Origin of the sequence: Pedobacter sp. JY14-1, assembly GCF_029269825.1 — a bacterium.
Taxonomy (GTDB): domain Bacteria; phylum Bacteroidota; class Bacteroidia; order Sphingobacteriales; family Sphingobacteriaceae; genus Pedobacter.
The window spans coordinates 1003787-1026418 of record NZ_JARJHU010000001.1 but is presented as its reverse complement, the minus strand read 5'-3'; the positions used below and the strand labels follow the sequence as shown (position 1 = coordinate 1026418).

Genomic DNA, 22632 nt, shown 5'->3' with positions numbered 1-22632 from the left:
CTTTAACTTACCTGGGTTAATAACTTGATCAACTCAATTTCCACTGCCCCATACATCCGGATTGTCCGCCCGTCGGGCATCGAAACCTCTAGTCGTAACGGCTCACCAGCTGTCAGCAACGCTTCATCCTTGTAGCGCATAAACACACCCTCGTCCATTGTTTCCTTCATTACCCTGTATTTCTGCTGCCAGTTGTGATACGTCGACTCCGAGATCTCAAACAGCTCACAAAACTCAGTGATGCTTAAGTCCCCAAACTCTTCCAAAGCCTCAAATACTTCCTTGTCATTGCGGTGCTTCCGACCGCTTTTACTCTTGATTTGTTCCATACAGATTTCAGTTTTTTAATGAAATCCAAAGGTATTTATATGCCCAAAGCTTTCCCACCTGCACTTAGCTAAGTGTTTACATATCCAGCACCAGTAAAATTACACCGCCAATAATGAAGTAATTTGCATACTTGGCAGCCTTATACCAGCCATCTCCTGGAGTGGAGAACTTCATCATGATGCCGAGAAAGATCATACAAAGAGAGCTAAACATAATTTAGATTTTATGGGGAAGTTAATAAGAACGGATTGATTTGCAAAATCTCTGTCGATGAACACGAGTTCGTTTACGAATATACACCAGTCACCATCAAAGCATCACCTACCTAGACCAAATTTTCTTCTCCACTTGCAAACCGCTCCGTCATCCTTTTTAAATCCTCGTTGTCCTGGATCTTTTCCATTAATGCCGCCAGTAAATATTTACCTGGCAACATCCTGATGCTTTGTGCAGTCAGCGGCTGCCCTGGCGTTTCATAAGCCCGCCTCAGCTCTAACTTCTCCCAATAACGGATCACGCTCAATTCTTCCCTGCCAAACTCCTTCTCGCTGAGCAACCCGGCAAACTCATCGGCAGATAACCCAAAATGCTTCAGCAACCGAAGCCCCATCAGAAAGCTCAGTTCCTTTTCCTCCTTAAAAATCGCTCGCATGGAATGGGAACTTACCTTGAGTACCTCCGCTAACTCATTTTTATTCAAATTGTACCGCTGCATTAGCGCAATCAGTGCCCCGGAAACTGTCATATGGTTTGTCGTTAGTTTTTGTTTACGATTGAAATAGACGGACAGCAGAGGTGAATTTTATAGTGCTCAGACCATTTCAACCGTAATACTGCTGAGCAGGCATAAAGTAGTAGTTGGGAAGATCATTTTAGATGTCTTAATAAGAATAGCGGGCATCCCCTCCACTCCGTGGACTCAGATGACCCGCTATCAAATTGACGCTCTCGATGTTAAAGTAGGTAAATGTTCAAGTGGTACACAACTGCGGATGAAAATATTTGTTAGTTTCTCCTATCATCATCATTCAGCTTCCGGCTGAAACCCAATGAATAACCTGCCGGGCCTTGTATAATAATAAGTCTGCCTTTCTTCACTGTAACCTATCGGGCACTTTAGTTCATCATGCATGTAGGCCATTAGGTCACTGGCGAGCGCTACAGTAATCCCGCATTGCGTAGCCAGTTTTTCAAGGCTTCCGGCAGCATTACCTGCGATATAGACGTTCAATTCCGCACAAAGCCTTAGCTTTTTGGTTAAGCTCAATGCCTTGATTGACTTTATAACTCGTGGCTTATTTAATGTTGTCATTTTTGATATTTCCTTTATCTTATTCTTCTTTAAACACCTCTCGCAGCAACTGCTCCCGGCCCATTACGGAACCTATATGCTTACGCATTTCCGGAACCGTCCGGCACTCCAATATCAGCATTTCATCACCATCCGATTTCGGTTTTAGGATCACTACCTGGCCATCCGCATTGCCGTGCGTCAGAAACAGGTAAACCGAATCCTCCTGCGGAACTTTACCGGTGTCCTTAAAAATCATTTCCGACAACTCTACGTCGGTAAGATCCATATCAATCTCTTTAGTATAAATGTGGGCATTCCTGCCTCCCATAAAGGCCGCAGCCATATTTTCTTGTTCTGTCATATCAATTATTATAATGTAAAGTGACGACCTAGAGGGTAAACTTACCCCTGTAATTATGTATAGTTTCGGGGTTATCATGCAAGAACACCCACATTGCCAGCTGTAAACTACAGCAAATCAAAATGGCTCGTCTAAGGCATAGAAAACCCGTTAACTATACGAAATGTCAAAGAACGTGCGTAGGCGAGGTCGAAACGCCTGGTTTATTACTTGTTAATAATCTTAAATCATCAATACCTTATAGGCCGTGTCTTTATGGATCAGATCAGCCACTACCGAACTAACGCTCTCAATGTTATTGAAGAAAAGTAAGAAAAAAGGTTATATATGTTCCTTCATCCAGTCGGGCATTGACGTTCCCTTTAGGTAATGATTAAAAAAATCCATCACTTTAATGTTGTAGTCAATCACATCCTGACTGTCTAAAAGCTGATGAGCCTTACCCTTATAATTCAACCACCAGCAAACCTTATTTAAACTGCGAAGAACTATAAAAAACGATCTCGATTGTTCAAAGCGCACATTGCCATCCTGATCATTGTGCAAGAGCAGAAGCGGAGTGGTAACATTTTTGGCATACAAGATTGGTGAGTTTCTAACATATGCGGATATATCATCGGACATGTTGACGTCCATCATATACACTGCGTCTTTCAGAAACTCCTGTTTCACAGTACCGTCAGCCCAGAGATCCGTGGACGCAGTGATCATATTACTAATTCCGGCACCAGATAAAGCAGCCTTAAACCTACTGCAGTGTGTGATGGCGTAGTTGGTGACAAATCCGCCAACACTGTGTCCGGCTATACCCATCCTAGCAGTGTCCGCCCAGTTGAACTGCGACAGATGATCGGCACCGGCAATGATACACCTGGTTAGGCCATCACCTCCATATCTTGGAACAGCCTTAATATCCGGCAGAAAAACAAGATATCCATTGCTCACCATCCAGGGTATCCCGAACATGGCTCCGGCGGGGTCCGGACTAAGAAATGAATTGAGGTGATTACTTTGAAATTCATATACCCCAAACACAACAGGATATTTCTTTTCTGGGTCGAAATTCTCAGGCTTGTACAGCAGTCCTTGCAGCGTATTTCCTAAACTATCCTTGTAAGTATGCAGCTCCGCCCTGATCCAGTTCCAATGCAATTCTGGTTGCACATTTGAGATCGGTGTAAAACTCCTGAGATCCTTACTGAAAAAGTAGTTCGGTGCATGAGCGGATTGTTCCACATTTAGTAAAAAACCTTTATGCCCTCCGCTCAAGTAGGGTGTTCTAAGAGGTTCGTAAACTTCCGCCAGATAGCAGGTTTGCATAGATAACTTTTCAAGTTGCATTTTGGCACCTTGTATCAACTTATAAAATCCATAGTCTTTAGTACGGGTATCAAAGGCTGTCAGGGGTATTTCACTGTTTGCATCAAAATCTTCAAACGCCGGACGGAAAACAGTTCTTTCTCTCTCTCCCTGTCCGTTTGTAAGGTTTACAGGTTGTTGCATCGCTTGCGGGTCCACACGCCAGATATCATACGTTCCCTGAATCAACAAACTCCTATCATTCTTTGTCCAGCCCAGAACTCCAAGCGGGTAATTATAACGATTAGGATAGTGAAGTTTCAGATAGTTTAACAGCTGACCCATTATGTCCTTTGAAATGTTCGTTTTCTGTCTATCTTCAATACAATAACTAAAATAATTTCCTTCATCATAATCGTAATAGACTATATATTTCTCAAGCGGAGAAACCCACCAGCGATAATGAGGTACGTCAGTATTTTCCTTCAATGCTGTCAATTCGCCCGTCCTTAGATTACACAAAAAGTAAGTGAAGGTTTTTGATTGCAATTGAACAATACAGTAATCGCTCTTAAGCGGACTGAATGTGGAAGGCAATATGATCTGATTATCATTGGTCAGCTGGCGAAATTGTTTGCTGGACAGATTCAAAGCTGTCAGACAATGATGAATGTCTGCACTGCTTGCCGCCTGTCGGTTACTGTAGCTTTGCAGGTAACGGTCCTCATAACTCCATATCTCTAAATTCAGGTTATTGTTGTTTTTCTCGTTCAGTGCATTTTTCACTAGCGTAAAAAGGAGCTGTGATCCATCTCTGTTAAATGACCAATATCTGTCGGTAGATACTTTCAATTCACCGCTGACGGGTATTACCTCAGCTGTTGTCATGCCAGATTGATAATAACCCAGCAGATTACTCTTACTGGGTAGAAATGCCAGCTTTGATCCATCCTCACTTAGGATAAGGCCAGATAGCCTGTAATCCCTATAAAGAAGATCTCTCTTACCACTATGCGCATCTATCCTTACCAGATTATCTTGATCAGCAGCACTATCTTTGCAAATGGCGTATAACACGGTTCCTTCATCAGGAATCTGATATTCAGTAACCTGATCGATCTGCAAAACCGCCCTCCCCTCAAAATCAATTATCCGTAGGCCCCCGCCTTTGGATCTGCAAAATATCCTTTGAACATTATTCCATTTTCGTAGTTCGTAACTTGAAACGTCCGGAACATCAATGTATTTATTGGAAGATATATTGAGCAGCGACAAGCTATCGCCTGGCAGTGTTTCTATAACGAATTTACTGTCCGAGGAAAATTCTGCCTGGACAACACCAGGCCGTGTACTGACTAGTTTGCCAGAGGTTGATTTCACATACAAGGCTGTTTTTCCTTCTCCGCGTAAAGTCTCAATAAACAGCGCGTATTTTGCATTTAAACTTAAATCACCACCGCTGACATAATTCCAGCTCTTATAGGAATCTAAAGTAAGCAATGGTTTATACTGGCAGAAGGAAATCTGCCAGCCAAATAAGAATAGAATTAAGGATAAGGCTTTTTTCATTATTTCAAATCTTTCCAGATCAGTTCATTTCGTTTCATTCGCTCAATCATTTTCATACAGAATTGGACGTCATTTGTCTTCCCTTGACGCTTTGCAACATCAGCCGCTTTTGTTTCGGCGGCAAGTGCCGCATTCTTCTTCCCTGCCTTATAAAGAAGGCTTGCATAGGTGTCTATATAGGTCCAGTTATCGTGCTTCTCCAATTCATTCACATAGTTCATTAAATCGGCTGCTTTTCTCAGTACAGCCGTATCTTCCACATTTTTGAATACTGTAGAATAGACCATGTTATTGAAAAAACCTCTGCCCATTGCGGTAGTGTCCATGCCATATTTGTCAATTTTTTCAAATTCGAATCTCGCCACGTCATTCCAATTATTTTCCTTATTTGCCTTTGCAATCTTTACATTCAGCTGATCTAGATATTTATCATCTTTTTGCGAATTGTTTTTTGTGGCATCCTGTGCACTAGCAAAAAGAGGGGCCAGCCAAATTAAGGCAACAATAATTCTTTTCATTCCTTATCGATTAAATAGGACAAAGTTCAAATAGCGCTTTGCCCTTAGCATAGTTAGTTAATTGGTATATCCAGTATTTTGGGTAAGATTTGGATTTAAAACTATTTCATTGGAGGGAAGTGGGTAAAATGCTTTGAAACCCGCCCAAGTGCCCCCTTTATTGGCAGCTATCATAGCCGCATCAAGTTGTCCCGTACGCCGTAAGTCAAACCACCGGTGACCACATTCTGAAAACAGCTCCACGCGCCTTTCATAGTTCAATGCGGAAATAGCCTCCTCTTTAGACAAAGAGGTTGCCAGAGGCTTGAGTCGTAGGCTTGCATTTGTTTCGGACTTATCAGTGGCACGTTCACGTAATACATTCAGATCGGAAACGCCATCGGCTACTTTATTCTGCTGAATCCTAGCCTCTGCGCGAATTAAATATATTTCTCCGAGACGAATAAGTATCGATTGTTCAGTGAAATTGGTATTAAATAATGCCTTGTATTTAGCAGGGTAAGGATAAAGAACGCCCTGATTTTCAATCATGCCGATCCATGCAGCTTTTCGTTGGTCACCTGTTTGAAATGCATCCATAAATGCTGGTGTAAGGAAAGAAGATCGGGCGGTATTTACTGCAGGCTCACCTTTACGCAATACATAAAGTTCGGCTTCACCAGAATTGGTTTTGGCTGTTGCCGGTTGTAATGCGAATATTGTCTCCTTACTGTCTTTTAGGAATATCTGGTCGAGCGGAATCGCGGATGAGTAAAGACTTGACTGTGCAATAACCTCTGAAGCCATTAGTTCAGCATTCGCAAAATCTTTTTGGTACAGATAGACGCGCGCCAACAGAGCAGATGCAGCAAATCTGTTAGCAACAACGCGTTGGCCATTTGCACCGAAGACAGTCTTCATATCTCCAGTTAAATATCCTTCTGGAAGAAGTGACTTGGCCCGCTGTAAATCATCAATGATTTGGCTGTTTACTTGATCTGCAGATGCACGCTTTAGGCTATTATTTACAGTGTAGTCTGTAGTTAGTGCCAGTGGTACATCACCATAAAAGTTAGTCAAATAGAAATAAAAGAAGGCTCTCAGGAAATATACCTGCCCCAACAGATTTTGCTTCACTGTAGGGGTGAGCGTGCTACTCCGGTTTAACCCCTCTATTGCCGCGTTGCAGGTGAATATCTCCGGGTATATTCTGGCCCAGGGTTTTGTTTCTCCATTATCACCTGCAAGGAGGTCATTTAGATAATACCCGCTGTACTGAATTTGATTTGTGTTAAGTAATGTCAGGTTGTCGGCTGACAACTCCGGGAAGTAAGAAAACATACCTGCAAAATCATTAATAGAGATATCAGTGTATATCCCGATGACCGCTGAAATGGCAGTTCCATCATTTTCGTAGACATTGCCCTCGTTAATGCTTGTAGCCGGTGGATCTACTTCAATAAACTTCTTACAGCTGGTTATATTTAAGCTAAGAAGTAATAAGAAAAGTATTGGTGTATATTGAGATGCTTTCATTTTCATTGGAATTGGAGTGAAACTAAAAAGTAATTTGCGTGCCGACTGTATACATGCGCATTAACCCGATATTGGCTGTTGAGGGAACTCCTGGATCACCATTCTTGAAATTTGTGATCATAAACAAGTTTTGGCCCTGAACATATAATCTTGCATTGGAGATGTGTATGCGCCTTGTGAGCTCACTGCTGAAGTTGTAAGATAGCGTCGCATTGTTTAACCTGGCATAGGTAACTTTATCATAAGCAGCGTCACTTGCTTTTGCGGCGTTATATGGCCCTAAAACTTTGCCGAAATTGCTGCTTACCATTTGTATGGGTTTATTGTCACCCGGATTTTTCCAGTGGTCTAATACACTGACTGTATAGTTCGAATTGAACTGAGAATAAGGGAATGCCTGATACTTAAGATTTGCTGCCCATTGGCTTACGAAATTGAAAAATAGATCGAGATTGATGCCCTTGTAGCTAAAGCTGTTGTTAAATCCTCCATACCACTTTGGATCTGTTGTCAGGAAGATGTTTCTGTCTGTAGACTCTGAAGGTGCTGAAGTAACTTCACCTTTTGCATTTCTAAAGTCGTAAATACCTGTCTGCTGATTTACACCGACAAAGGAATATAGTCTGATCACGTTAATAGGTTGTCCGATCACATAGTTATTTCTGTCGTTGCTTTTATCTAAATTATCGTACCTGATCAACTTATTTTTTGGCAGGGTGATGTTCACCGAACCTTGCCAATGGAAGTCCTTACGTTTTACAGGTTCATATTGCAGATTAAATTCCCATCCTGTATTTTGAACTATAGCAGGCAGGTTTCTGGTAATGAATCCCGGACCTGTCACAATGGACAAACTTTGATTTAACAGCTGGTTTGAGGACCGGTTTCTAAAGTAATTGGCCGTTGCCACTATTTTGCTCTCCCATAGCCCGATATCGATACCGAAATTTAGTTTCTTAGTCTCTTCCCACTCCAAATAGGGGTTAGGTAATCCTCCTGGTGCCAGCGGGGCTACTCCTAAGTACGGGGCCGTGATGTTGCCCATACTGTTATAAAGGGTATAGAAGGTATAATCTCCGATCTGGTCGTTACCGGTGGTGCCATAAGAGGCCCGGAGCTTTCCAAAGTTTACAATAGGTGCAAACTGTTTGACGATATCTTCTTCTGTAAAAATCCAGGCACCACCTGCTGAATAAAAGTTATGGAAAAGATTTCGGGAACCAAATCGGCTGCTTCCATCTCTTCGTGCGGTCAGGTTTAGAATATAGCGGTCTTTGACCCGATAGTTAAAACGCCCAAATACTGCACTGTATTTATAAGTAGACTGCAAAGATGCTGAAGTGGTTTTCGCACCTGCTGCATTAAAATCTGTAAGTTGCAGGTCATTGCTGTAGTCTGAACCCCGTAGTGTCAGCGCGTAGTTATCTGTGCTTTGGAAGGTACTTCCCAGCAGCGCGTCGAACGTTCCAAAGGAAAAGGTTCTTGTATATGTTGCCTGCGGTTCAATGATCCATGATTTGATTCTCCTGTCACCAAAGGTTGCAAATGGCTTCTGACCGTAAAATCTGTCTTCCGGCAGCAGGGATTCAAAAGGTGCGATAGAGACTTCGTCATTTCGAAGGTTGTTGTAACCAAATGTTGACTTTATGATCAATCCAGGCATGATCTCGTAGCCTAAACTCGAATTTGCAACCAAATTACTTGCTTTATTGGTATAGCGTTTTAACAGGCTGGCAGCTGGATTTGGGTCTATTGATTGAAAGGGTCGCACGTTGGGCACCGGTGCCCAATTAATAGTACCATCCGAATTATATAAATCAGGCGCATTTGGAGCCATCGTGAGTGCGCGCCCGGTGATATCTTCTGTCGGCAGCTGATTGTTACCTTCTAAATAACTGGCTGAAAGGAAGAACCTGAATTTTTGGTCTACGGATGAGTGGTTCACATTAAAGTTAACACTGGTCTTTACATTGGAGAAGTTGCCTTTAAATACTGGTGTCTCCCTAATATAGCCTACGCCTGCAAGGAACTGGGTGCGGTCGGAGCCGCCTGAAAGCGATCCCTGAAAGTTCTGGAACTGAGCGGTTTCTCCTGCCAGTTCCTCCTGCCAGTTTACGCTTCTTTTAGGGTCCCAGGTGCCGTTTATATCTATGGCGCTCGCGGGTATCGGCTGATTGTTATTATTAGCGTATGCCTCTTTCTTGATCGCAATGTATTGATCTGTATTCAATACCTTTACCCTGTTGGCTACCTTTCCCCAGCCACTCTGCAAATTCAGATCGACTTTAGTTTTTCCTGCTTTTCCTTTTTTGGTAGTGATGAGAATTGCTCCATTCGCGGCACGAGAGCCATAAATGGCAGTGGCATCGGCGTCTTTCAATACAGTAATACTCTCTATTTCACTGGGGTTTAAAAAACTCAAATTGCTCATCCCTGCCCCCGAGGTAATTGATCCGGCAATGCCCGACTGTGCCAGTAAAGAATTCGGAGTAAAAGGTACTCCGTCGATAACATAAAAGGGCTGATTGCCATTGTTCAGGCTATTTCTTCCCTGCACAGTGACGTCTATTGTTCCTGTATTCAAACCGTTCTGTGGCTGTATGAATAAACCCGGTACACGTCCCTGTGCTGCAAGTAAAATGTTACTTAACGGCTGCTGTGCAAGTTTTTCACCTGGTATAGAAACAATGTTGCTGGTTGTATATTTTGCCTGTACTTTTCCATAAGCAATCACTTGCACCTGATCTAAAGAATTATCCTCTAACTTCAATAACAATATCCCCAAATCTTCCTTAGCCAAAATCTCCCTTGTCTTATACCCAATAAAAGAAATCACCAGCGTGGCCTTCTCGTCCACATTCTGCAGGTAAAAATTACCCTGCGCATCAGTCTTAGCCTGCTGCTCTTTCCCTTTCACACTTATCGTCGCCCCGGCCAAAGGCTGGTTATTTTCATCCAGGATTCTACCCCGGACATCAATCGCGCGAAATCGGGCAATGATGTTATCAATAAACGAAGCTTCCTTTTTCTTGAGCACAATGTTTTTGTCCAGAATCGTGTAGGTGATTGGAAGGTCTTCCAACGAGCCCTTAACGGCTTCTTCAATGGAAGCATTGGTGAGCTTCAAACTTACCTTTTGCCTTTTCAGGTCTTTTACATCGTAAATAAATTCATAACCGCTTTGCTGGCGGATTTTGAGTAGCACTTTTTCAATAGGCGTATTTTTTTCATTCAGCGTGACGGTCTGTCCAAAGCCCGCTGCACTTACCTGTGCCAGGGCCAGCATTAATATGAAAGTGGTGAGCTTCATAATTAACAGCAGTTGTTTTGGCGGTCGCGGAAACGGCACGCCAAGGTTTAAAGTATTTAATTTCATACCTTTGGTTTGGTTGAGTTGATAAAAAATGTTGTCTGCACAATTGTTTTTACGGTTGGCTCAATCATCTGCCGGCTAGTGCTTCGACTCACTATCCGGCTTTTTTTATATACAAGCCTTCCGAATCATCCTTAAGTTTCCGTTCGCTGTTGTCTTTTCATTTTTGTTTGTTTTGGTTAGTATATGGGTTTATTCAAGAATGATTTCTTATGGTTATTGTCCTGCCTTTCAGCTCGAAGCTGATATCCAGGTTTTTTAAGATCGCGATGGCTGTGGAGAGGTTAGACCTGCGGTCTATACCGCCGCTAAACCGGCGCTCCGGTATCGGACCGTCATACTGTACTTCTATGTTATACCAACGCGCCAGCTGCCGCATTACTTCCTCTAAGCTTGCATTTTCAAACCGGTATTTGCCATCCTTCCAAGCCACTGCGTCCTCTGCGTTGACGGTTTTTACGTCAAGGCTGCCGTTCGAAAGGGTAGCTTGCTGGTTAGGGGTAAGGGTTACGCTACCCCTGCAGTCGTTCCTTTTACCCGTCATCTCGAGCGTAGCGAGAGATCTCTTGTCTTTGCTATTCAAGAGATTCCTCCTGTCGTCGGAATGACGGGCCTGGTTAGTCGCCGCTTCGCCGGCTCGCAATGACGAACCGCTAAGCAGCGGGGAAACGGATGCTGCTCCCTCTACCAACGTCGTCTTGATACTGGCATCATCTGCATAGGCACTTATATTAAACTCCGTTCCGATATCTTCCACTACCTGGCCCTTGCCATCCTTACCCGTACTCTCTACGAAAAACGGCTGCCTGGCATTGTGCTTAACTACAAAATACCCCTCTCCACGCAACAAAACTCTTCGCTCTTTTCCAGAAAATTGCATCGGAAACTCCAATTTTGAATCGGCATTCAGCCAGACTTTTGTTCCGTCGGGTAGTGTAAAGGTGTAGGTCTGGCCTTTAGCGGTGGTTGCGGTGAGTATCGTGAGAGATTGCCGCGCCGCTTCGCCGGCTCGCAATGACGATCCATCGTCATACGTCAGTTCTTCTCCCACAACTACCCCTCGCTTCGCACTGTCCAACTGAATCACTTGCCCGTTTGCCAGCGTGATCGTCGCGCCATACTTACCCGGCGCTATATCATTAGCCACCAACCCGTCATTGCGAGGTTGCGTAGCTTCCGAAGCAATCTCATACCTGAACAGCCACACCCCAAATACAATCGTCGCCACTGCCGCGGCAATGGCGGTTGCATAGGTTAATCTGATTGATAATTTAGGCTTACTTGAACGCTCAACGCCCAATGAATTCCATACTCGTGCTTTCCTTGTCTCAAGATCATGAACCGGCCCCATGCTGCTGCTTTTTTCGGCTGCCGCATTGAAATAGCTGTTTACCTTCCCGGCCTCTTCCGGAGTACAGGTGCCGTTGAGGTAACGGTCTAGCAGCATGTCGAGTTCTTCCTGATTCATATATTCTTTCTACCGAATATAAGTGTAGTCGCACAGCTAGGGATAATGTTATATAAGCTATGAAAAAAAACTGAATTTCTCTTAAAAAATCCGGTTAAGCCATAATACAGCCGTCATTACCTGCAGGAAGAAGAAAGCCGTAAGCTTCGAACGCAGCCGTGTAATGGCATGATGGATCTGCAACCTTACCGTACCTTCGGATAAGCCCGTATGCTCAGAAATTTCCTTTGTGCTCAGGTATTGTTTCCTGCTCATCTCAAATACGGCGCGCATCTTAGGGGGTAGGTTTTCGATTTCCTTTTCAATCTGTCGCCTGAGCTCATTTTCGATCACCGCCTCATCCGTCGACCATTCACCACGCTCCACAAACTCTTTGAGCCCCTCCATGTAGCTTGCCCTGGTCTTACTTCTGCGGGAGAAATCGATCAGGGCATACCTGGCGCTTTGGTACAGATAGGATTTAATTGAAGAGATTTTTAAGCTGTCCAATTTTTCGTAAAGGCTCAGGAAGATCTCCTGGGTCATGTCTTCAGCCTGATCGTCATTACGCAGCATTTTTCGGGTAAAGGCATAAATGATCCCAAAGTAGCGGTTGTATACCTCCTCATAAGCAAGCCGGTCACCATCCAGCAACAGCACCGCCAGCTGGTCGTCTTCGTACTTATGATACTTCGTTTTCATGCCCGATCAGGAATCCCTAATGCTAAGGTAGATAATTGAATAACAAAAGTGAAGCAGTTCAACCTAAATTATATTTGCTGCTTGCGTGCTACAAATTATCTTCAGATTAGGTCGCTGACCTAATTTGTACCTAATTCAGATCTGATTGGTAACGAATGAAGATATGGTGATAGTGCCGGGCTATGCGAAGCATAATGCGCCTCTCTGACCTACGGCCATCTCTCCTCTCCGAGGAGAGCATAATGTTCAGTTCTTTTCCAGTTGTTGTATTACGCCGGAGCCTACCACCTTATTTCCCTCAAGAACGGTGAAGGAATCACCAATCTTCAGTGTTTGAGTGATGTGTTTTGATGGGAGAAGTTTTACTCTAGCGGTTGCAGTACCTCCAGGCTTCAGCTCTTTTACTTCCGGAAAAGTAACCTCACCGGAAAAGTGATTTACTGAGTTGAATGCAAAGGCAGGCCTGTAATGGTCATATACAGATTTCTTCCGTCCTCCTTGTTCGGTGGGAAACAATGAGAGAACTGCCGTGAAATTGTAAGTAGTCAATTGCATAATCATAATTCCTCTATTTTAACAAATTTAACACTATTGTTCCAATTGCTCACCTCTCTCCGCCTCCGGGAGAGATGAATCCAAAGGGAGAGGGGTGGTGATGAATCTGCAGCTCCTCTCTGACCTACGGCCATCTTCCTTCAGAGAGGAGAGAGGAAGCATGCGCCTAAAGCATAGCAGTCAGACTCCGCTTATTTTATCTCCTTTCACTGGTGAATAATTGGTTTTGACTTCATTATTTACCTTTACTTTTTCAAAAAAGCATTTGATGCCGGTCGCTTCATTGAAGTCTTCTGTGTTTTGAATGTGGAAATGCAAATGGGGTTCAGAAGAATTCCCGGAATTGCCACATTGACCCAGTATTTGACCGGTCTTTACCTTGTCACCCTGCTTTACCTTCACTGTGCCTCGTTTGAAGTGAGCGAATAAGACGTATTCGTCGTTTGGTGTCTTGAGCATGACTGAGTTTCCCAGGGTGAGCAGCGTGTTCATTTTACCGGGAACATTGTCTTTCACACCATCAACGGCGAAAACGACTTCTCCGTCACACGGCGCGGATAGGTCTTGTCCGAATGCATAATAATCCTCGTTGCTTTTACCATCCGTTTTATAGCTTTTTGCGTCCAGGCCATTGATGACCATATCAAATGCGTTGCGCTGCATTTTAGCAACCACATGGTAGTTTTGTTCTTTTGTATCGCCACCCCAGAATACTGTCCACTCACCTTTAAAAGGCAATCTCATTTTGGTGGTGTTCGGCACCTGCGGACTTTGTTCTGAATAGGGCTTGGCAAATATTCCGGTAATAGCCTGGTGCTGATCTGTGCTGATGCTCAGCTGAATGGTGCCTTTTTCCAATTCCGTTTTATATACGGCAAACTGATTGTCATAACTCAGGAAAGTAGCCTGTTTAATGAGCCCGAAGTTCTTCCTGAGCTGACCAAGAAATCCAATGGTTTTTTGCAGGGGCAGCGCAGTTTTAGTTTCAGGACTGAAAAGGTTAAAGACACTGTCTGGCTGGCTCTCGTTGTAATATTTCTGAAATTTGGCAATAGCGTTTTTAGAAGATGCGCTTTCTGTTTGCGCGAAACCGGAGTAGTTAGCACCAATAATGAGCAGAAATGTTAGCGTCAGGTATTTTTTCATAACCTAAGGTACATAATCAGAACGAGGTTAATGCAATCACTTGGGTAACATTGCTGGGGTGCTTGCATCCAATCAGGCAAACATCTACTGAATGGGAAAGTTAATCAATGGAATTTTTGGGGGGTTCAGGGGGAAAGCCGGGCCGGTTGTCGGCTATTACTTAAATGGTGAAGCGCACATACGCGCCATGCCGGTTAAAAAGCATTTCAGTGCTGCGGAAAAGGTGAATCATGCCAAATTCAAGCTGGTACAGGATCATCTGCTCCCGATCAGGGATTTGTTAAAGATAGGGTTTAAGAATGCCTATACGAAAACTGGCGGTTATCGTGGCGCGGTGTCCTGTAACCGCAAAGAGGCACTGGTCACTGATGAGTCGGGCTTTTACTTTGACGCAGCCTTACTGAAGTTTAGTTACGGAGATTTACCCGGCGCTGCTGATGCCGGCGTTGTGCTGCTGCCGCCGGATATGGAAGGCCAGCAGGCGCGTTTGCAGTTTACCTGGCAATCGCCGGTTGATGAATGCTGTGATGACTTTGATCAACTGATGGTATTGGTCTATGACATAGAAAATTCAACAGCAATTGAGGTTGGATTAGAAGGGCCATTCCGAAAGGACGGTGTTTATCAGCTGCAGGTTCCCGACACCTTCATCGGCAAAACGGTGCACGTGTATATCGGCTTTGTGTCAAAGGAACGGGACAGGCAAAGTATCAGTGAGTATCTGGGAAGGCTGACTGTGCCTGGCTAACCCTGTTTCTAAGCCTTTCAAGGGAGAGGGCTATTTCATTACAAGTTTCCAGCATTTTTTCCTGTTCCTCATCATTTAGAGCAACCCCACCAAAAGCAATGTTGTAAAGCAGGAGCTTGCTTAAGACTTCAGTTGCCTGTTCAAGTTGTTCCGTAATGAGAAATTCCCGCATCAGATATAATTTGGTTGCCTGTTTTAAGGTCGGTCGCCTTTCAGGAATTTACCCGGCTACCCTTTAAATCTTAATAAAATATGAAAAGGCAGCGGACGGTAAATTGGATGAGACACCAAAGATTTATTCAAGAATCTGTCCGACTGCCTTTTCATATTTTAACTCAGCTGCAAATACCACTTACGCCTCGGAAGACCTTTCTGCAGTTTTTATATTTTCCCTCTAAGTTAGTCTTCATCAGAAAACAGCAAAGCTATTTTTCGATGACTTTACAAATATAGTAAATATCTTGATATATACAAAATATATTATGAAATAAGATGTTATTAATCTTTCATTTTGTCGGGTGGCGAAATCAAAGAGTGATGCTAAATCTGAGTATGCCAGGCGGCTCAAGGCCTATCGGCGTGCCGCGGATGTATCCCAGGAGCATCTCGCAAAAGCATTAGGCGTACATCAGCCTTATATTGCAGCCATTGAAGCTGGAAAAATAAACATAACTCTGGATAAACAGGAGGATATTGCTAATTTTTTCGGGGTTAAGCATTACTACTTTTCTGATCCTCAGGCGGCCATTCCAGCCAGGGAAGATCTGAGGGAAAGCATCGTTTCTTATGTAAGGGCCCAGGATATTGATCCGGGATACCTGGAAAGCGAAACGCCCAATTACACGAAATACATTGATCTGTTATTAGATACTGACTATCTGCGAATACCCAGGACAGCCAGAGAGATCTCGAACGAATTGTTGATGCGATATGATATTGGCATTGATTCAGTTCGTGTGTCAGATATCTTAAGCCGCGCCCCCAGAAAAGACAGAATTGTGGTCAGCCGCGCGGACAAAGGCAACAGGAACCTGTATCGGTTGGTATAAAAGGGGCGGTAAAAGCGAAGGATAAATACCGTCATCGCATTACTCCTCGCGATGACGGTATCAGTTCAGTCAGAACTATTGGTATTGTATATAGATCGGAGCAGGTTTAAGTTTCAGTAACTCCTCCGGTGTCATCATCCGGTTAGGGGCCTTTTTCAGATCGTTCTTATAAAAAAGTTTGAAGCCGGTGAACTGTACAGGCTCTGAATAGATAAAGTGACGGTAGGTTCCCTTTTTGAGTTCTGGCTCACCCCATCCGTCCATATGCATCACGATCTGTACTTCAGGACGCAGTTTGATGTTCTTGTAATTGGTGACCATCTTTTGGGTGAAGCGGTGCACGGTAAACACTTTGGGAGGGAGGTTGTACTTTTTTACCAGCCCGGCCAGATAATCCGAACAGTAGTTGATGTCAGCCGCATCATAGGTGCCGATCTTTTTGCCTGGCAAGGTGCCATCCTTCATAGAGAATTCAGGATCGATACCGAGGTGGACATTGGGAAGTTTCAGATAGGGTTCCAGTTGGGGCAGTTCATCGCGGATATTGCCCAGGGCAACCTGGATATCGAGAAATACGATCATATTTTTGTGCATGCGGGAAATGGTCATCACAGAATCGATCTGTTTGAACGGCATACGCGTACGGTAAAGACCTGCCTTGCCCTTTTCTCCCGAAGCTACGACAGCAATGTAGTGCAATCCGGGCTGTACCGGTGTTGACGGATCTGCCTTTTCCCATTTTTTGACTTCGGCATTGAGACGCGAGAGCATCTCCTTAGGGGCATATTCACCAAGGGCACCCATCTTTTTGGAGTAAAGGTTCCCATAAAATACCACGATGCGTTTAAACGGAAGTATGGCACCGGCAAGTGGATAGGGTTGTTTTTTTACCGGCCATTTTCCGGTAGTGTCGCCGTTGGCCAGTTTCTTCAGCAGGGTGTTGTATTTAGCGGTATCTACAGGGGTTCTGAGTGCGAGCGTATCGTTTTCTGTCCCCTGTTCACCGGAAGCGGTATCTGCTGCAGTACTGGTTTTTCCTTTGCCGGCTCCTTTTCCTTCAGGTCCGCAACTGGTCAATACGCCTAAAGTGGCTGCGCCGAGCAGGCATATGCCGGCCAGATGAATTAATTTCATTTTGTGTCGGTTTAAATTTCTCGTGGTATGATGGATTAATGTCCTGCAAGTATAACACTCTTGTGACGAATATAAAAGATTTAAGACCTGAATTTACGGAACTTGCCGAACACACCGAGCGGGAGTTTTACGCCGGAGCTGGCCTGCAGGTAAAGTTCACCGGTCTCAAGATTCTCTGCCTGGGGAAATGAGGTTCTGACCAGGTTTTCGACAATGACGGAGGAGAAACCCAGGGAGTAGGTATTGAGGATCAGGAAATGTTCCTGTTCATCGAGCAATTGTACGACATCCTGCATCATTTCCCGGATATGGTCTTCCAGCTTCCATTTTTCGCCGTTTGGGCCATGGCCATATGCTGGAGGATCGAGGATAATCCCATTGTATTTTTTACCGCGTTTGAGTTCGCGCTTCACGAACTTCAGGGCATCTTCTACTACCCAGCGGACATCTTTAAGGCCGGAAAGTTCCTGGTTTTCATTGGCCCAGTTGACCACCTGTTTGATGGAATCCACATGAGTGGTATCTGCACCCGCAGCTTTGGCAATAAGGGAAGCGGCACCGGTATAGGCAAAAAGATTGAGCACCTTCGGGCTCTCCGCCTTGAATTTGCGGACAGAGGAAGATATATAGTCCCAGTTGACGGCCTGCTCGGGGAAAACACCGACATGCTTGAATGATGTAAGACCAAGACGTAACCTGATGCTGACTTCTTCGTTGGTATAACTGATATTCCATCGGTCTGGCAATTGCGCACTGGTCTTCATCCAGTCGCCACTGGTAGCGGACCGTCCTTTAAAGCGGATATGGGTGCGTTTTTTCCACTCCTGCTCTGAAAGTGTCTTTTTCCAGACGGCCTGTGGCTCTGGTCTGGAGAGGACCAGGTTGCCGAAGCGTTCCAGTTTTTCAAAGTCTCCGCAATCAATCAGCTCATAGTCTTTCCAGTGTGTGGGAGTAAGCAGGTTTATCATAATAATTATTGGTCAGTATGGTTAAGCTTTGGTTGTTTAGAATTTGTCTTTAGCGGCTTTCATAAAGCGGCTGGCGAAGACAAAATCGTTAAGCTCCTGCACATCTGTATGCGCGATCTCCTTATTTGAGCCTTCCCAGAATTTCTTGCCTTCGTGGAGAAAGAGAATATAATCGCCGATACCCATTACGGAGTTCATATCGTGTGTAACCACGATCGTTGTCGTGTTATATTCTTCGGTAAGTTCCTTGATGAGTTCGTCAATGACAATAGAGGTCTTTGGATCAAGACCGGAGTTAGGTTCGTCAACAAAGAGGTATTTGGGGTTCATCGCAATGGCCCGGGCAATGCCTACCCGCTTTTTCATACCACCGGACAGTTCGGCTGGAAACAGTTTGTTCTTTCCTTCCAGATTTACCCTTTCGAGACAGAAATTGACACGCTCGAGCTTTTCTTTGCGGCTCTGATCGGTAAACATATTCAGCGGGAACATGATGTTCTCCTCAACGGTCATGGAATCGAACAGCGCCGAGCCCTGGAAGAGCATGCCGATCTCTTTACGGATCTCGATCTTTTCCTCGAAGTTCATGGTGGTAAATTCCCTGTTGTCGTACTGCACGCTGCCTTGTTCGGGTTGATGCAGTCCGATCATACATTTGAGCAGTGTTGTCTTGCCTGACCCTGAACCACCGATGATCAGGTTGGTGACGCCGGCTTCGAACCTGCCGGAAATGCCTTTGAGTACTTCGTTGCTGCCGAAGGATTTATGAATGTCCTTGATCTCGATCATAGTAATAACTGGGTTACGATATAATCACAGGCCAGGATAGTGATACAGCTTACGACAACCGCACGGGTACTTGCCTGGGCCACTTCAAGCGCACCGCCTTTTACGTAGAATCCTTCGTAAGCAGGTACAGAGGTAATGATGAAGCCGAACACGAAGGCTTTGACCAGTGCTACGGTAATGGTATAAGGATTGAAATCAGTAGTGATACCGGTAACATAATCTGCCGGAGATACGGCCCCGGAAAGTGTGCCGCCAAGATAGCCGCCACCTATACTGAGGAACATGGACATAATGACCAGCAGGGGTACCATGGTAATGCCTGCAATGATCTTGGGCAGGATGAGGTAACCCGGAGAATTGATACCCATGATCTCCAGCGCATCGATCTGTTCGCTCACCCGCATGGTGCCGATCTCTGAAGAAATGGCGGAGCCGATCTTTCCTGCAAGCACAATGGCACTGATGGTAGGGCTCAGCTCCAGTATGGTAGAGTCGCGGTTTACGGAGCCGATGATGGTCTTGGGTACAAAGTCGCTGACAAGCTGGAAGGCGATCTGAAGGGTCATTACCGCACCGATAAAGGTGGAAATGATGGCAATAAGCCCGATGGAACCGACACCAATGAAGTTCATTTGCTGGAACATTACTTTGATGTATATCCTGGATTTTTCAGGTTTCCTGAATACCGCTTTCAATAACAGAAGGTATTTGCCGAAATTGGTAAAATTCATGCTTGATGTTTTAAGCTATGCTATAGATGCAATGTTTTACAAAGAAACAATAAAATTTGAATATTGATACACCCGGGATTCCAAACAAATCTTGCTCTGGCAAAGTTTTGACCTATAGGGGTTTTTTGTATTATTGCGGAAATTTAGCTGTTTGAACATGAATGCAGTGGTTACTGGTGCAACGAAGGGAATAGGCCGGGCAATAGCGCTTAAGCTGGCGGAAAACGGATACGACCTGGCAGTATGTGCCCGGAGTGCAAAGGAACTGGACGGGCTGAGGGAAGCGCTGGCCCATACAGGAAGACGGGTTTTTGTGTTTACGGCCGATCTTGGTCTGAAGGCAGACGTGCTGGCTTTTTGTGATGCGGTAGCCGGGGAGATGGGAAGCGTGGATGTGCTGGTAAACAATGCAGGTATATTTTATACCGGCAGTGTGCTGGATGAAGACGATAGTCAGTTTGAAATGCAGCTGGACCTCAACCTGAAGGCGGCTTATTTTACCGGCAAGTTTTTTGGTAAAATGATGCTCAAGCAGCACAGGGGGCATATTTTTAACATTTGTTCTGTAGCGAGCAGGCAAATCATTGAAAATGCGGGCAGTTACACTGTAACTAAGACGGCATTGCTGAGTCTTAATGATGTATTTAGGGAGGAGTTATCCGGATACAACGTAAAAGTAACGGCTGTTTTGCCAGGTTCTACATGGACAGCTTCCTGGGAGGGCACTGATATTCCGCAGGAGCGGTTTGTGCAACCTGAAGATATTGCCGAGGCGATCTGCGGCGCCCTTAAAATGAGCAATGGCGCAAATGTTGATGAGATAACAATACGACCGGTACGGTTTTAAAGAGACAGGAGGATAAAAAATGGACAAGAGATTATTCAGAAATGAGCATGATAAGGTAGTGGCAGGGGTATGTTCGGGAGTGGCCGAATATATGGAAGTGGATGTGACAATCATCCGTTTGCTGTTTGTGCTTTCTACCGTATTCCTGGTGGGGACCGGGATATTGGTATATCTGGTGATGTGGATCGTAGTGCCGGTAAATAATGACCCGGCGAAGCGTTTTTCCAAATTCAATGAATTTTACGGGGGCAAAAATCCCTTCAACTCGCCTAATGCCTATACGCAGCCACCCAATATGCCTGAACAGCCGGTATATCCTTACGGACAGCAGGGCTGGACTTCTCCGGAAATGGGGCAGGGCCCGGCGGGCACACAGGAAAAGGGTCCGGAAGGGCCGAAACAGGAAAGCAATTCCTTTGACTTCAAGCCTTACCAGAAAAATAATGACACCGGCCGCACGGTAGGCGGACTTTTTCTGCTGGTTGTGGGTATTTACTTCCTGTTGAATGAGTTTAATTTTGTTCCTTTCTGGTTCAGCATCAGTAAACTGTGGCCGCTTGTATTTGTGGCGATAGGGGTGAGTTTCATTATGAAGTCAAAGCGTAAGAACGCCTGGGAAGAGTGGAAGTCGAGGCAGGCACAGGAACAGACTGAAAAGAAGGAAGAGGATTTCACCAATAAGGAAATATAATATGAAACTGGATAGGATCATGTGGGGCATTATTCTGCTGTTCATCGGCGGAGTGCTCCTGCTGGAAAACTTTGATATCATCGACTTTTACTGGGGAAATATATGGCATTTCTGGCCTGTCTTCCTGATCATTGCAGGGGTGAATATCCTGTTCAACAGGAGCCGGTCACAGGTGGGCGGTATCATTTCGATCGCAGTATTGGTGGTGATGCTGGGCGTCTTGTTTTTCAAGGGGCAGGAATCTCCGGAACACAGGCGCTGGTCGCGGGAGCAAAGCTGGGAAAAGAAAGAAGACGAAGATGATGGGAATGATGTGGCAGATATGCCGCTGGACTTTTCTCATCCTTACCAGGACTCGCTGGGCCGCCGTACGGTGCTGAATATTTCCGGAGGTGGTACTTCTTTTGAACTGAAGGGTGCTACAGACAGCCTGATCACTGCGCATGTGGAGCGGAAGTCTGGTAATTTTACTTTACAAACGGTAAAGGACGACAGCCTGACGACGGTGAACTTTAAGATGGGCGGTAAGTCTAAATGGAATGTGGGGGACGGGACCAATGATGTAGACCTGAAGCTGAATACGAAGCCTGAATGGGACATTCATGTGAACATGGGCGCGGGAGAGGTAGATTTTGATTTACAGGCATATAAGGTGCGTGCATTTAGCTTCGATGGCGGTGCAGCCGCGCTGAAGGTGAAGCTGGGCAATCAGTTGCCTTTAACAGATGTAAGTGTAAAGACGGGGATGGCAGACGTAAAGATCAGTGTGCCGGCTGGTGCAGGCTGCCGTATCAGGACCAAAACAGGTTTATCGGCAAAGGACTTTACTGGTTTTACGAAACTGGAGAACGGCGTTTATGAAACGCCGGGCTTTCAGGCTGCGGCTAAAAAGATCATGATCAACCTGGATGGCGGATTGAGCAGCTTTGAAGTGAAGAGGTATTGATGGAGTACACCGTAGTAATAGGTGGGAAGCCGGAGGGCCCTTACCGCCTGGACGAACTGGAAGGTCTGGGCATAGGACCGGAGACCTTTGTCCGCACGCCCGGCATGCACGATTATAAAGAGGCTCACGAGTTCCCTGAACTCCGTGAGCTTTTTGGTTTTAGCTTTCAACAGGCAGCGCCGCAATATTTTGCTGCATTCGATCAGCGCCTGCTGGCCTGGGCAACAGACTATTTCTTTATCCTTGTTGGATACGTGCTGCTGATGCTTGTGTGCTTCCTGTTTATTGAAGGGAAAGCGCAGCGGATGGCTTTTGTATTGGGAGGCCTGCCATTATTACCCCTGTTGAAACTGATATATGGCAGTATTGCCGAGGCTTCTCCCGGACAGGCAACAATAGGTAAGAAGTTGCTGAATATAAAGGTAACAGATTTGGAGGGCAAAAGAATATCCGGCGGTAGGGCATGGTTGAGGAACCTTTCTAAACTGCTTTCGGCCTTGCCGTTCTGTATAGGTTTCCTGTATAGTTTTCTCAATAAAAAACAGCAGTGTTTCCATGACATAGCAGCGGGTACGCTGGTGACAAAAGAGCGTTTGATTTGAACAGAATCCTTATCTTTG

At 45.0% G+C, this 22632-nt stretch carries 24 protein-coding genes; 6 read left to right on the top strand and 18 right to left on the bottom strand.

What is annotated here, in order from left to right; translation table 11 throughout:
- Positions 1-2: 2 nt before the first annotated feature.
- The 13 genes from P2W84_RS04540 to P2W84_RS04480 form a co-directional block, all read right to left on the bottom strand.
- Positions 3-329, bottom strand: coding sequence for a hypothetical protein (locus P2W84_RS04540; RefSeq protein ID WP_276088920.1), 327 nt, complete (start codon positions 327-329; stop codon positions 3-5).
- Between the two features lie 76 nt (positions 330-405).
- Entirely contained in the window at positions 406-543 is a 138-nt protein-coding gene (locus tag P2W84_RS04535; RefSeq protein ID WP_276088919.1) for a hypothetical protein, read from the bottom strand.
- 112 nt (positions 544-655) lie between these two features.
- Positions 656-1075: a hypothetical protein gene (locus tag P2W84_RS04530; protein WP_276088918.1), complete on the bottom strand. Its 420-nt coding sequence runs from the start codon at positions 1073-1075 to the stop codon at positions 656-658.
- A gap of 279 nt (positions 1076-1354) precedes the next feature.
- On the bottom strand, positions 1355-1642 hold the full coding sequence (locus P2W84_RS04525; protein ID WP_276088917.1) for a hypothetical protein: 288 nt from the start codon (positions 1640-1642) through the stop codon (positions 1355-1357).
- A gap of 19 nt (positions 1643-1661) precedes the next feature.
- Entirely contained in the window at positions 1662-1985 is a 324-nt protein-coding gene (locus P2W84_RS04520) for a hypothetical protein (protein WP_276088916.1), read from the bottom strand.
- Positions 1986-2306: 321 nt separating this feature from the next.
- On the bottom strand, positions 2307-4853 hold the full coding sequence (locus P2W84_RS04515) for a prolyl oligopeptidase family serine peptidase (RefSeq protein WP_276088915.1): 2547 nt from the start codon (positions 4851-4853) through the stop codon (positions 2307-2309).
- Positions 4853-5371 carry a hypothetical protein gene (locus tag P2W84_RS04510; RefSeq protein ID WP_276088914.1) on the bottom strand — a complete coding sequence of 173 codons (519 nt, stop codon included), beginning with the start codon at positions 5369-5371 and terminating at the stop codon, positions 4853-4855. The genes P2W84_RS04515 and P2W84_RS04510 overlap by 1 nt, the downstream gene beginning before the upstream one ends.
- Positions 5372-5428: 57 nt before the next feature.
- Positions 5429-6886 carry a RagB/SusD family nutrient uptake outer membrane protein gene (locus tag P2W84_RS04505; protein ID WP_276088913.1) on the bottom strand — a complete coding sequence of 486 codons (1458 nt, stop codon included), beginning with the start codon at positions 6884-6886 and terminating at the stop codon, positions 5429-5431.
- 22 nt (positions 6887-6908) lie between these two features.
- A complete protein-coding gene (locus P2W84_RS04500) occupies positions 6909-10196 on the bottom strand; it encodes a SusC/RagA family TonB-linked outer membrane protein (RefSeq protein WP_276088912.1) in 3288 nt (1095 codons plus the stop codon).
- 259 nt (positions 10197-10455) lie between these two features.
- Positions 10456-11727: a FecR domain-containing protein gene (locus P2W84_RS04495; protein ID WP_276088911.1), complete on the bottom strand. Its 1272-nt coding sequence runs from the start codon at positions 11725-11727 to the stop codon at positions 10456-10458.
- A gap of 81 nt (positions 11728-11808) precedes the next feature.
- On the bottom strand, positions 11809-12408 hold the full coding sequence (locus P2W84_RS04490) for an RNA polymerase sigma factor (RefSeq protein WP_276088910.1): 600 nt from the start codon (positions 12406-12408) through the stop codon (positions 11809-11811).
- Positions 12409-12654: 246 nt separating this feature from the next.
- Positions 12655-12969, bottom strand: a complete 315-nt coding sequence (locus P2W84_RS04485) for a hypothetical protein (protein WP_276088909.1) — start codon at positions 12967-12969, stop codon at positions 12655-12657.
- Positions 12970-13143: 174 nt separating this feature from the next.
- Positions 13144-14109 (bottom strand): M23 family metallopeptidase, encoded by a 966-nt coding sequence (locus P2W84_RS04480; protein ID WP_276088908.1) that lies wholly within the window; start codon positions 14107-14109, stop codon positions 13144-13146.
- Between the two features lie 91 nt (positions 14110-14200).
- Here P2W84_RS04480 and P2W84_RS04475 point away from each other — a divergent pair, with 91 nt between their 5' ends.
- Positions 14201-14857: a DUF6266 family protein gene (locus P2W84_RS04475; RefSeq protein ID WP_276088907.1), complete on the top strand. Its 657-nt coding sequence runs from the start codon at positions 14201-14203 to the stop codon at positions 14855-14857.
- On the opposite strand, the gene P2W84_RS04470 is transcribed toward P2W84_RS04475, so the two are convergent.
- Positions 14820-15029: a hypothetical protein gene (locus P2W84_RS04470; RefSeq protein WP_276088906.1), complete on the bottom strand. Its 210-nt coding sequence runs from the start codon at positions 15027-15029 to the stop codon at positions 14820-14822. The genes P2W84_RS04475 and P2W84_RS04470 overlap by 38 nt on opposite strands.
- Positions 15030-15375: 346 nt before the next feature.
- Here P2W84_RS04470 and P2W84_RS04465 point away from each other — a divergent pair, with 346 nt between their 5' ends.
- A complete protein-coding gene (locus P2W84_RS04465; protein ID WP_276088905.1) occupies positions 15376-15906 on the top strand; it encodes a helix-turn-helix transcriptional regulator in 531 nt (176 codons plus the stop codon).
- Between the two features lie 75 nt (positions 15907-15981).
- Here the strand turns inward: P2W84_RS04465 and P2W84_RS04460 are convergent, their stop codons facing one another.
- The 4 genes from P2W84_RS04460 to P2W84_RS04445 all read right to left on the bottom strand — a co-directional run bounded on the left by P2W84_RS04460 (position 15982) and on the right by P2W84_RS04445 (position 19528).
- Positions 15982-17040, bottom strand: coding sequence for a hypothetical protein (locus P2W84_RS04460; protein WP_276088904.1), 1059 nt, complete (start codon positions 17038-17040; stop codon positions 15982-15984).
- An 80-nt stretch (positions 17041-17120) separates the two neighbouring features.
- Positions 17121-18008 carry a class I SAM-dependent methyltransferase gene (locus tag P2W84_RS04455; protein ID WP_276088903.1) on the bottom strand — a complete coding sequence of 296 codons (888 nt, stop codon included), beginning with the start codon at positions 18006-18008 and terminating at the stop codon, positions 17121-17123.
- A gap of 36 nt (positions 18009-18044) precedes the next feature.
- Positions 18045-18797, bottom strand: coding sequence for an ABC transporter ATP-binding protein (locus tag P2W84_RS04450; protein ID WP_276088902.1), 753 nt, complete (start codon positions 18795-18797; stop codon positions 18045-18047).
- The gene (locus P2W84_RS04445) at positions 18794-19528 is read right to left on the bottom strand and encodes an ABC transporter permease (RefSeq protein WP_276088901.1); all 735 of its coding nucleotides are present in this window, start codon (positions 19526-19528) and stop codon (positions 18794-18796) included. Before P2W84_RS04445 ends, P2W84_RS04450 begins: the two co-directional genes overlap by 4 nt.
- A gap of 157 nt (positions 19529-19685) precedes the next feature.
- Between P2W84_RS04445 and P2W84_RS04440 the strand changes: the two genes are divergently transcribed.
- The 4 genes from P2W84_RS04440 to P2W84_RS04425 are packed head-to-tail and all read left to right on the top strand — an operon-like array spanning position 19686 to position 22614.
- Complete coding sequence (locus P2W84_RS04440) at positions 19686-20375, top strand: SDR family oxidoreductase (RefSeq protein WP_276088900.1); 690 nt, start codon at positions 19686-19688, stop codon at positions 20373-20375.
- Between the two features lie 19 nt (positions 20376-20394).
- Complete coding sequence (locus tag P2W84_RS04435; protein ID WP_276088899.1) at positions 20395-21066, top strand: PspC domain-containing protein; 672 nt, start codon at positions 20395-20397, stop codon at positions 21064-21066.
- A gap of 1 nt (position 21067) precedes the next feature.
- The gene (locus P2W84_RS04430; RefSeq protein WP_276088898.1) at positions 21068-22012 is read left to right on the top strand and encodes a DUF5668 domain-containing protein; all 945 of its coding nucleotides are present in this window, start codon (positions 21068-21070) and stop codon (positions 22010-22012) included.
- Positions 22012-22614, top strand: coding sequence for an RDD family protein (locus P2W84_RS04425; protein WP_276088897.1), 603 nt, complete (start codon positions 22012-22014; stop codon positions 22612-22614). The genes P2W84_RS04430 and P2W84_RS04425 overlap by 1 nt, the downstream gene beginning before the upstream one ends.
- Positions 22615-22632: the final 18 nt, after the last annotated feature.

What these genes read in the sequence shown, in the direction of transcription:
- P2W84_RS04540 (WP_276088920.1), bottom strand. Translation starts at nt 329, where the DNA reads ATGGAACAAATCAAGAGTAAAAGCGGTCGGAAGCACCGCAATGACAAG.
- P2W84_RS04535 (WP_276088919.1), bottom strand. Translation starts at nt 543, where the DNA reads ATGTTTAGCTCTCTTTGTATGATCTTTCTCGGCATCATGATGAAGTTC.
- P2W84_RS04530 (WP_276088918.1), bottom strand. Translation starts at nt 1,075, where the DNA reads ATGACAGTTTCCGGGGCACTGATTGCGCTAATGCAGCGGTACAATTTG.
- P2W84_RS04525 (WP_276088917.1), bottom strand. Translation starts at nt 1,642, where the DNA reads ATGACAACATTAAATAAGCCACGAGTTATAAAGTCAATCAAGGCATTG.
- P2W84_RS04520 (WP_276088916.1), bottom strand. Translation starts at nt 1,985, where the DNA reads ATGACAGAACAAGAAAATATGGCTGCGGCCTTTATGGGAGGCAGGAAT.
- P2W84_RS04515 (WP_276088915.1), bottom strand. Translation starts at nt 4,853, where the DNA reads ATGAAAAAAGCCTTATCCTTAATTCTATTCTTATTTGGCTGGCAGATT.
- P2W84_RS04510 (WP_276088914.1), bottom strand. Translation starts at nt 5,371, where the DNA reads ATGAAAAGAATTATTGTTGCCTTAATTTGGCTGGCCCCTCTTTTTGCT.
- P2W84_RS04505 (WP_276088913.1), bottom strand. Translation starts at nt 6,886, where the DNA reads ATGAAAGCATCTCAATATACACCAATACTTTTCTTATTACTTCTTAGC.
- P2W84_RS04500 (WP_276088912.1), bottom strand. Translation starts at nt 10,196, where the DNA reads ATGAAGCTCACCACTTTCATATTAATGCTGGCCCTGGCACAGGTAAGT.
- P2W84_RS04495 (WP_276088911.1), bottom strand. Translation starts at nt 11,727, where the DNA reads ATGAATCAGGAAGAACTCGACATGCTGCTAGACCGTTACCTCAACGGC.
- P2W84_RS04490 (WP_276088910.1), bottom strand. Translation starts at nt 12,408, where the DNA reads ATGAAAACGAAGTATCATAAGTACGAAGACGACCAGCTGGCGGTGCTG.
- P2W84_RS04485 (WP_276088909.1), bottom strand. Translation starts at nt 12,969, where the DNA reads ATGATTATGCAATTGACTACTTACAATTTCACGGCAGTTCTCTCATTG.
- P2W84_RS04480 (WP_276088908.1), bottom strand. Translation starts at nt 14,109, where the DNA reads ATGAAAAAATACCTGACGCTAACATTTCTGCTCATTATTGGTGCTAAC.
- P2W84_RS04475 (WP_276088907.1), top strand. Translation starts at nt 14,201, where the DNA reads ATGGGAAAGTTAATCAATGGAATTTTTGGGGGGTTCAGGGGGAAAGCC.
- P2W84_RS04470 (WP_276088906.1), bottom strand. Translation starts at nt 15,029, where the DNA reads ATGCGGGAATTTCTCATTACGGAACAACTTGAACAGGCAACTGAAGTC.
- P2W84_RS04460 (WP_276088904.1), bottom strand. Translation starts at nt 17,040, where the DNA reads ATGAAATTAATTCATCTGGCCGGCATATGCCTGCTCGGCGCAGCCACT.
- P2W84_RS04455 (WP_276088903.1), bottom strand. Translation starts at nt 18,008, where the DNA reads ATGATAAACCTGCTTACTCCCACACACTGGAAAGACTATGAGCTGATT.
- P2W84_RS04450 (WP_276088902.1), bottom strand. Translation starts at nt 18,797, where the DNA reads ATGATCGAGATCAAGGACATTCATAAATCCTTCGGCAGCAACGAAGTA.
- P2W84_RS04445 (WP_276088901.1), bottom strand. Translation starts at nt 19,528, where the DNA reads ATGAATTTTACCAATTTCGGCAAATACCTTCTGTTATTGAAAGCGGTA.
- P2W84_RS04440 (WP_276088900.1), top strand. Translation starts at nt 19,686, where the DNA reads ATGAATGCAGTGGTTACTGGTGCAACGAAGGGAATAGGCCGGGCAATA.
- P2W84_RS04435 (WP_276088899.1), top strand. Translation starts at nt 20,395, where the DNA reads ATGGACAAGAGATTATTCAGAAATGAGCATGATAAGGTAGTGGCAGGG.
- P2W84_RS04430 (WP_276088898.1), top strand. Translation starts at nt 21,068, where the DNA reads ATGAAACTGGATAGGATCATGTGGGGCATTATTCTGCTGTTCATCGGC.
- P2W84_RS04425 (WP_276088897.1), top strand. Translation starts at nt 22,012, where the DNA reads ATGGAGTACACCGTAGTAATAGGTGGGAAGCCGGAGGGCCCTTACCGC.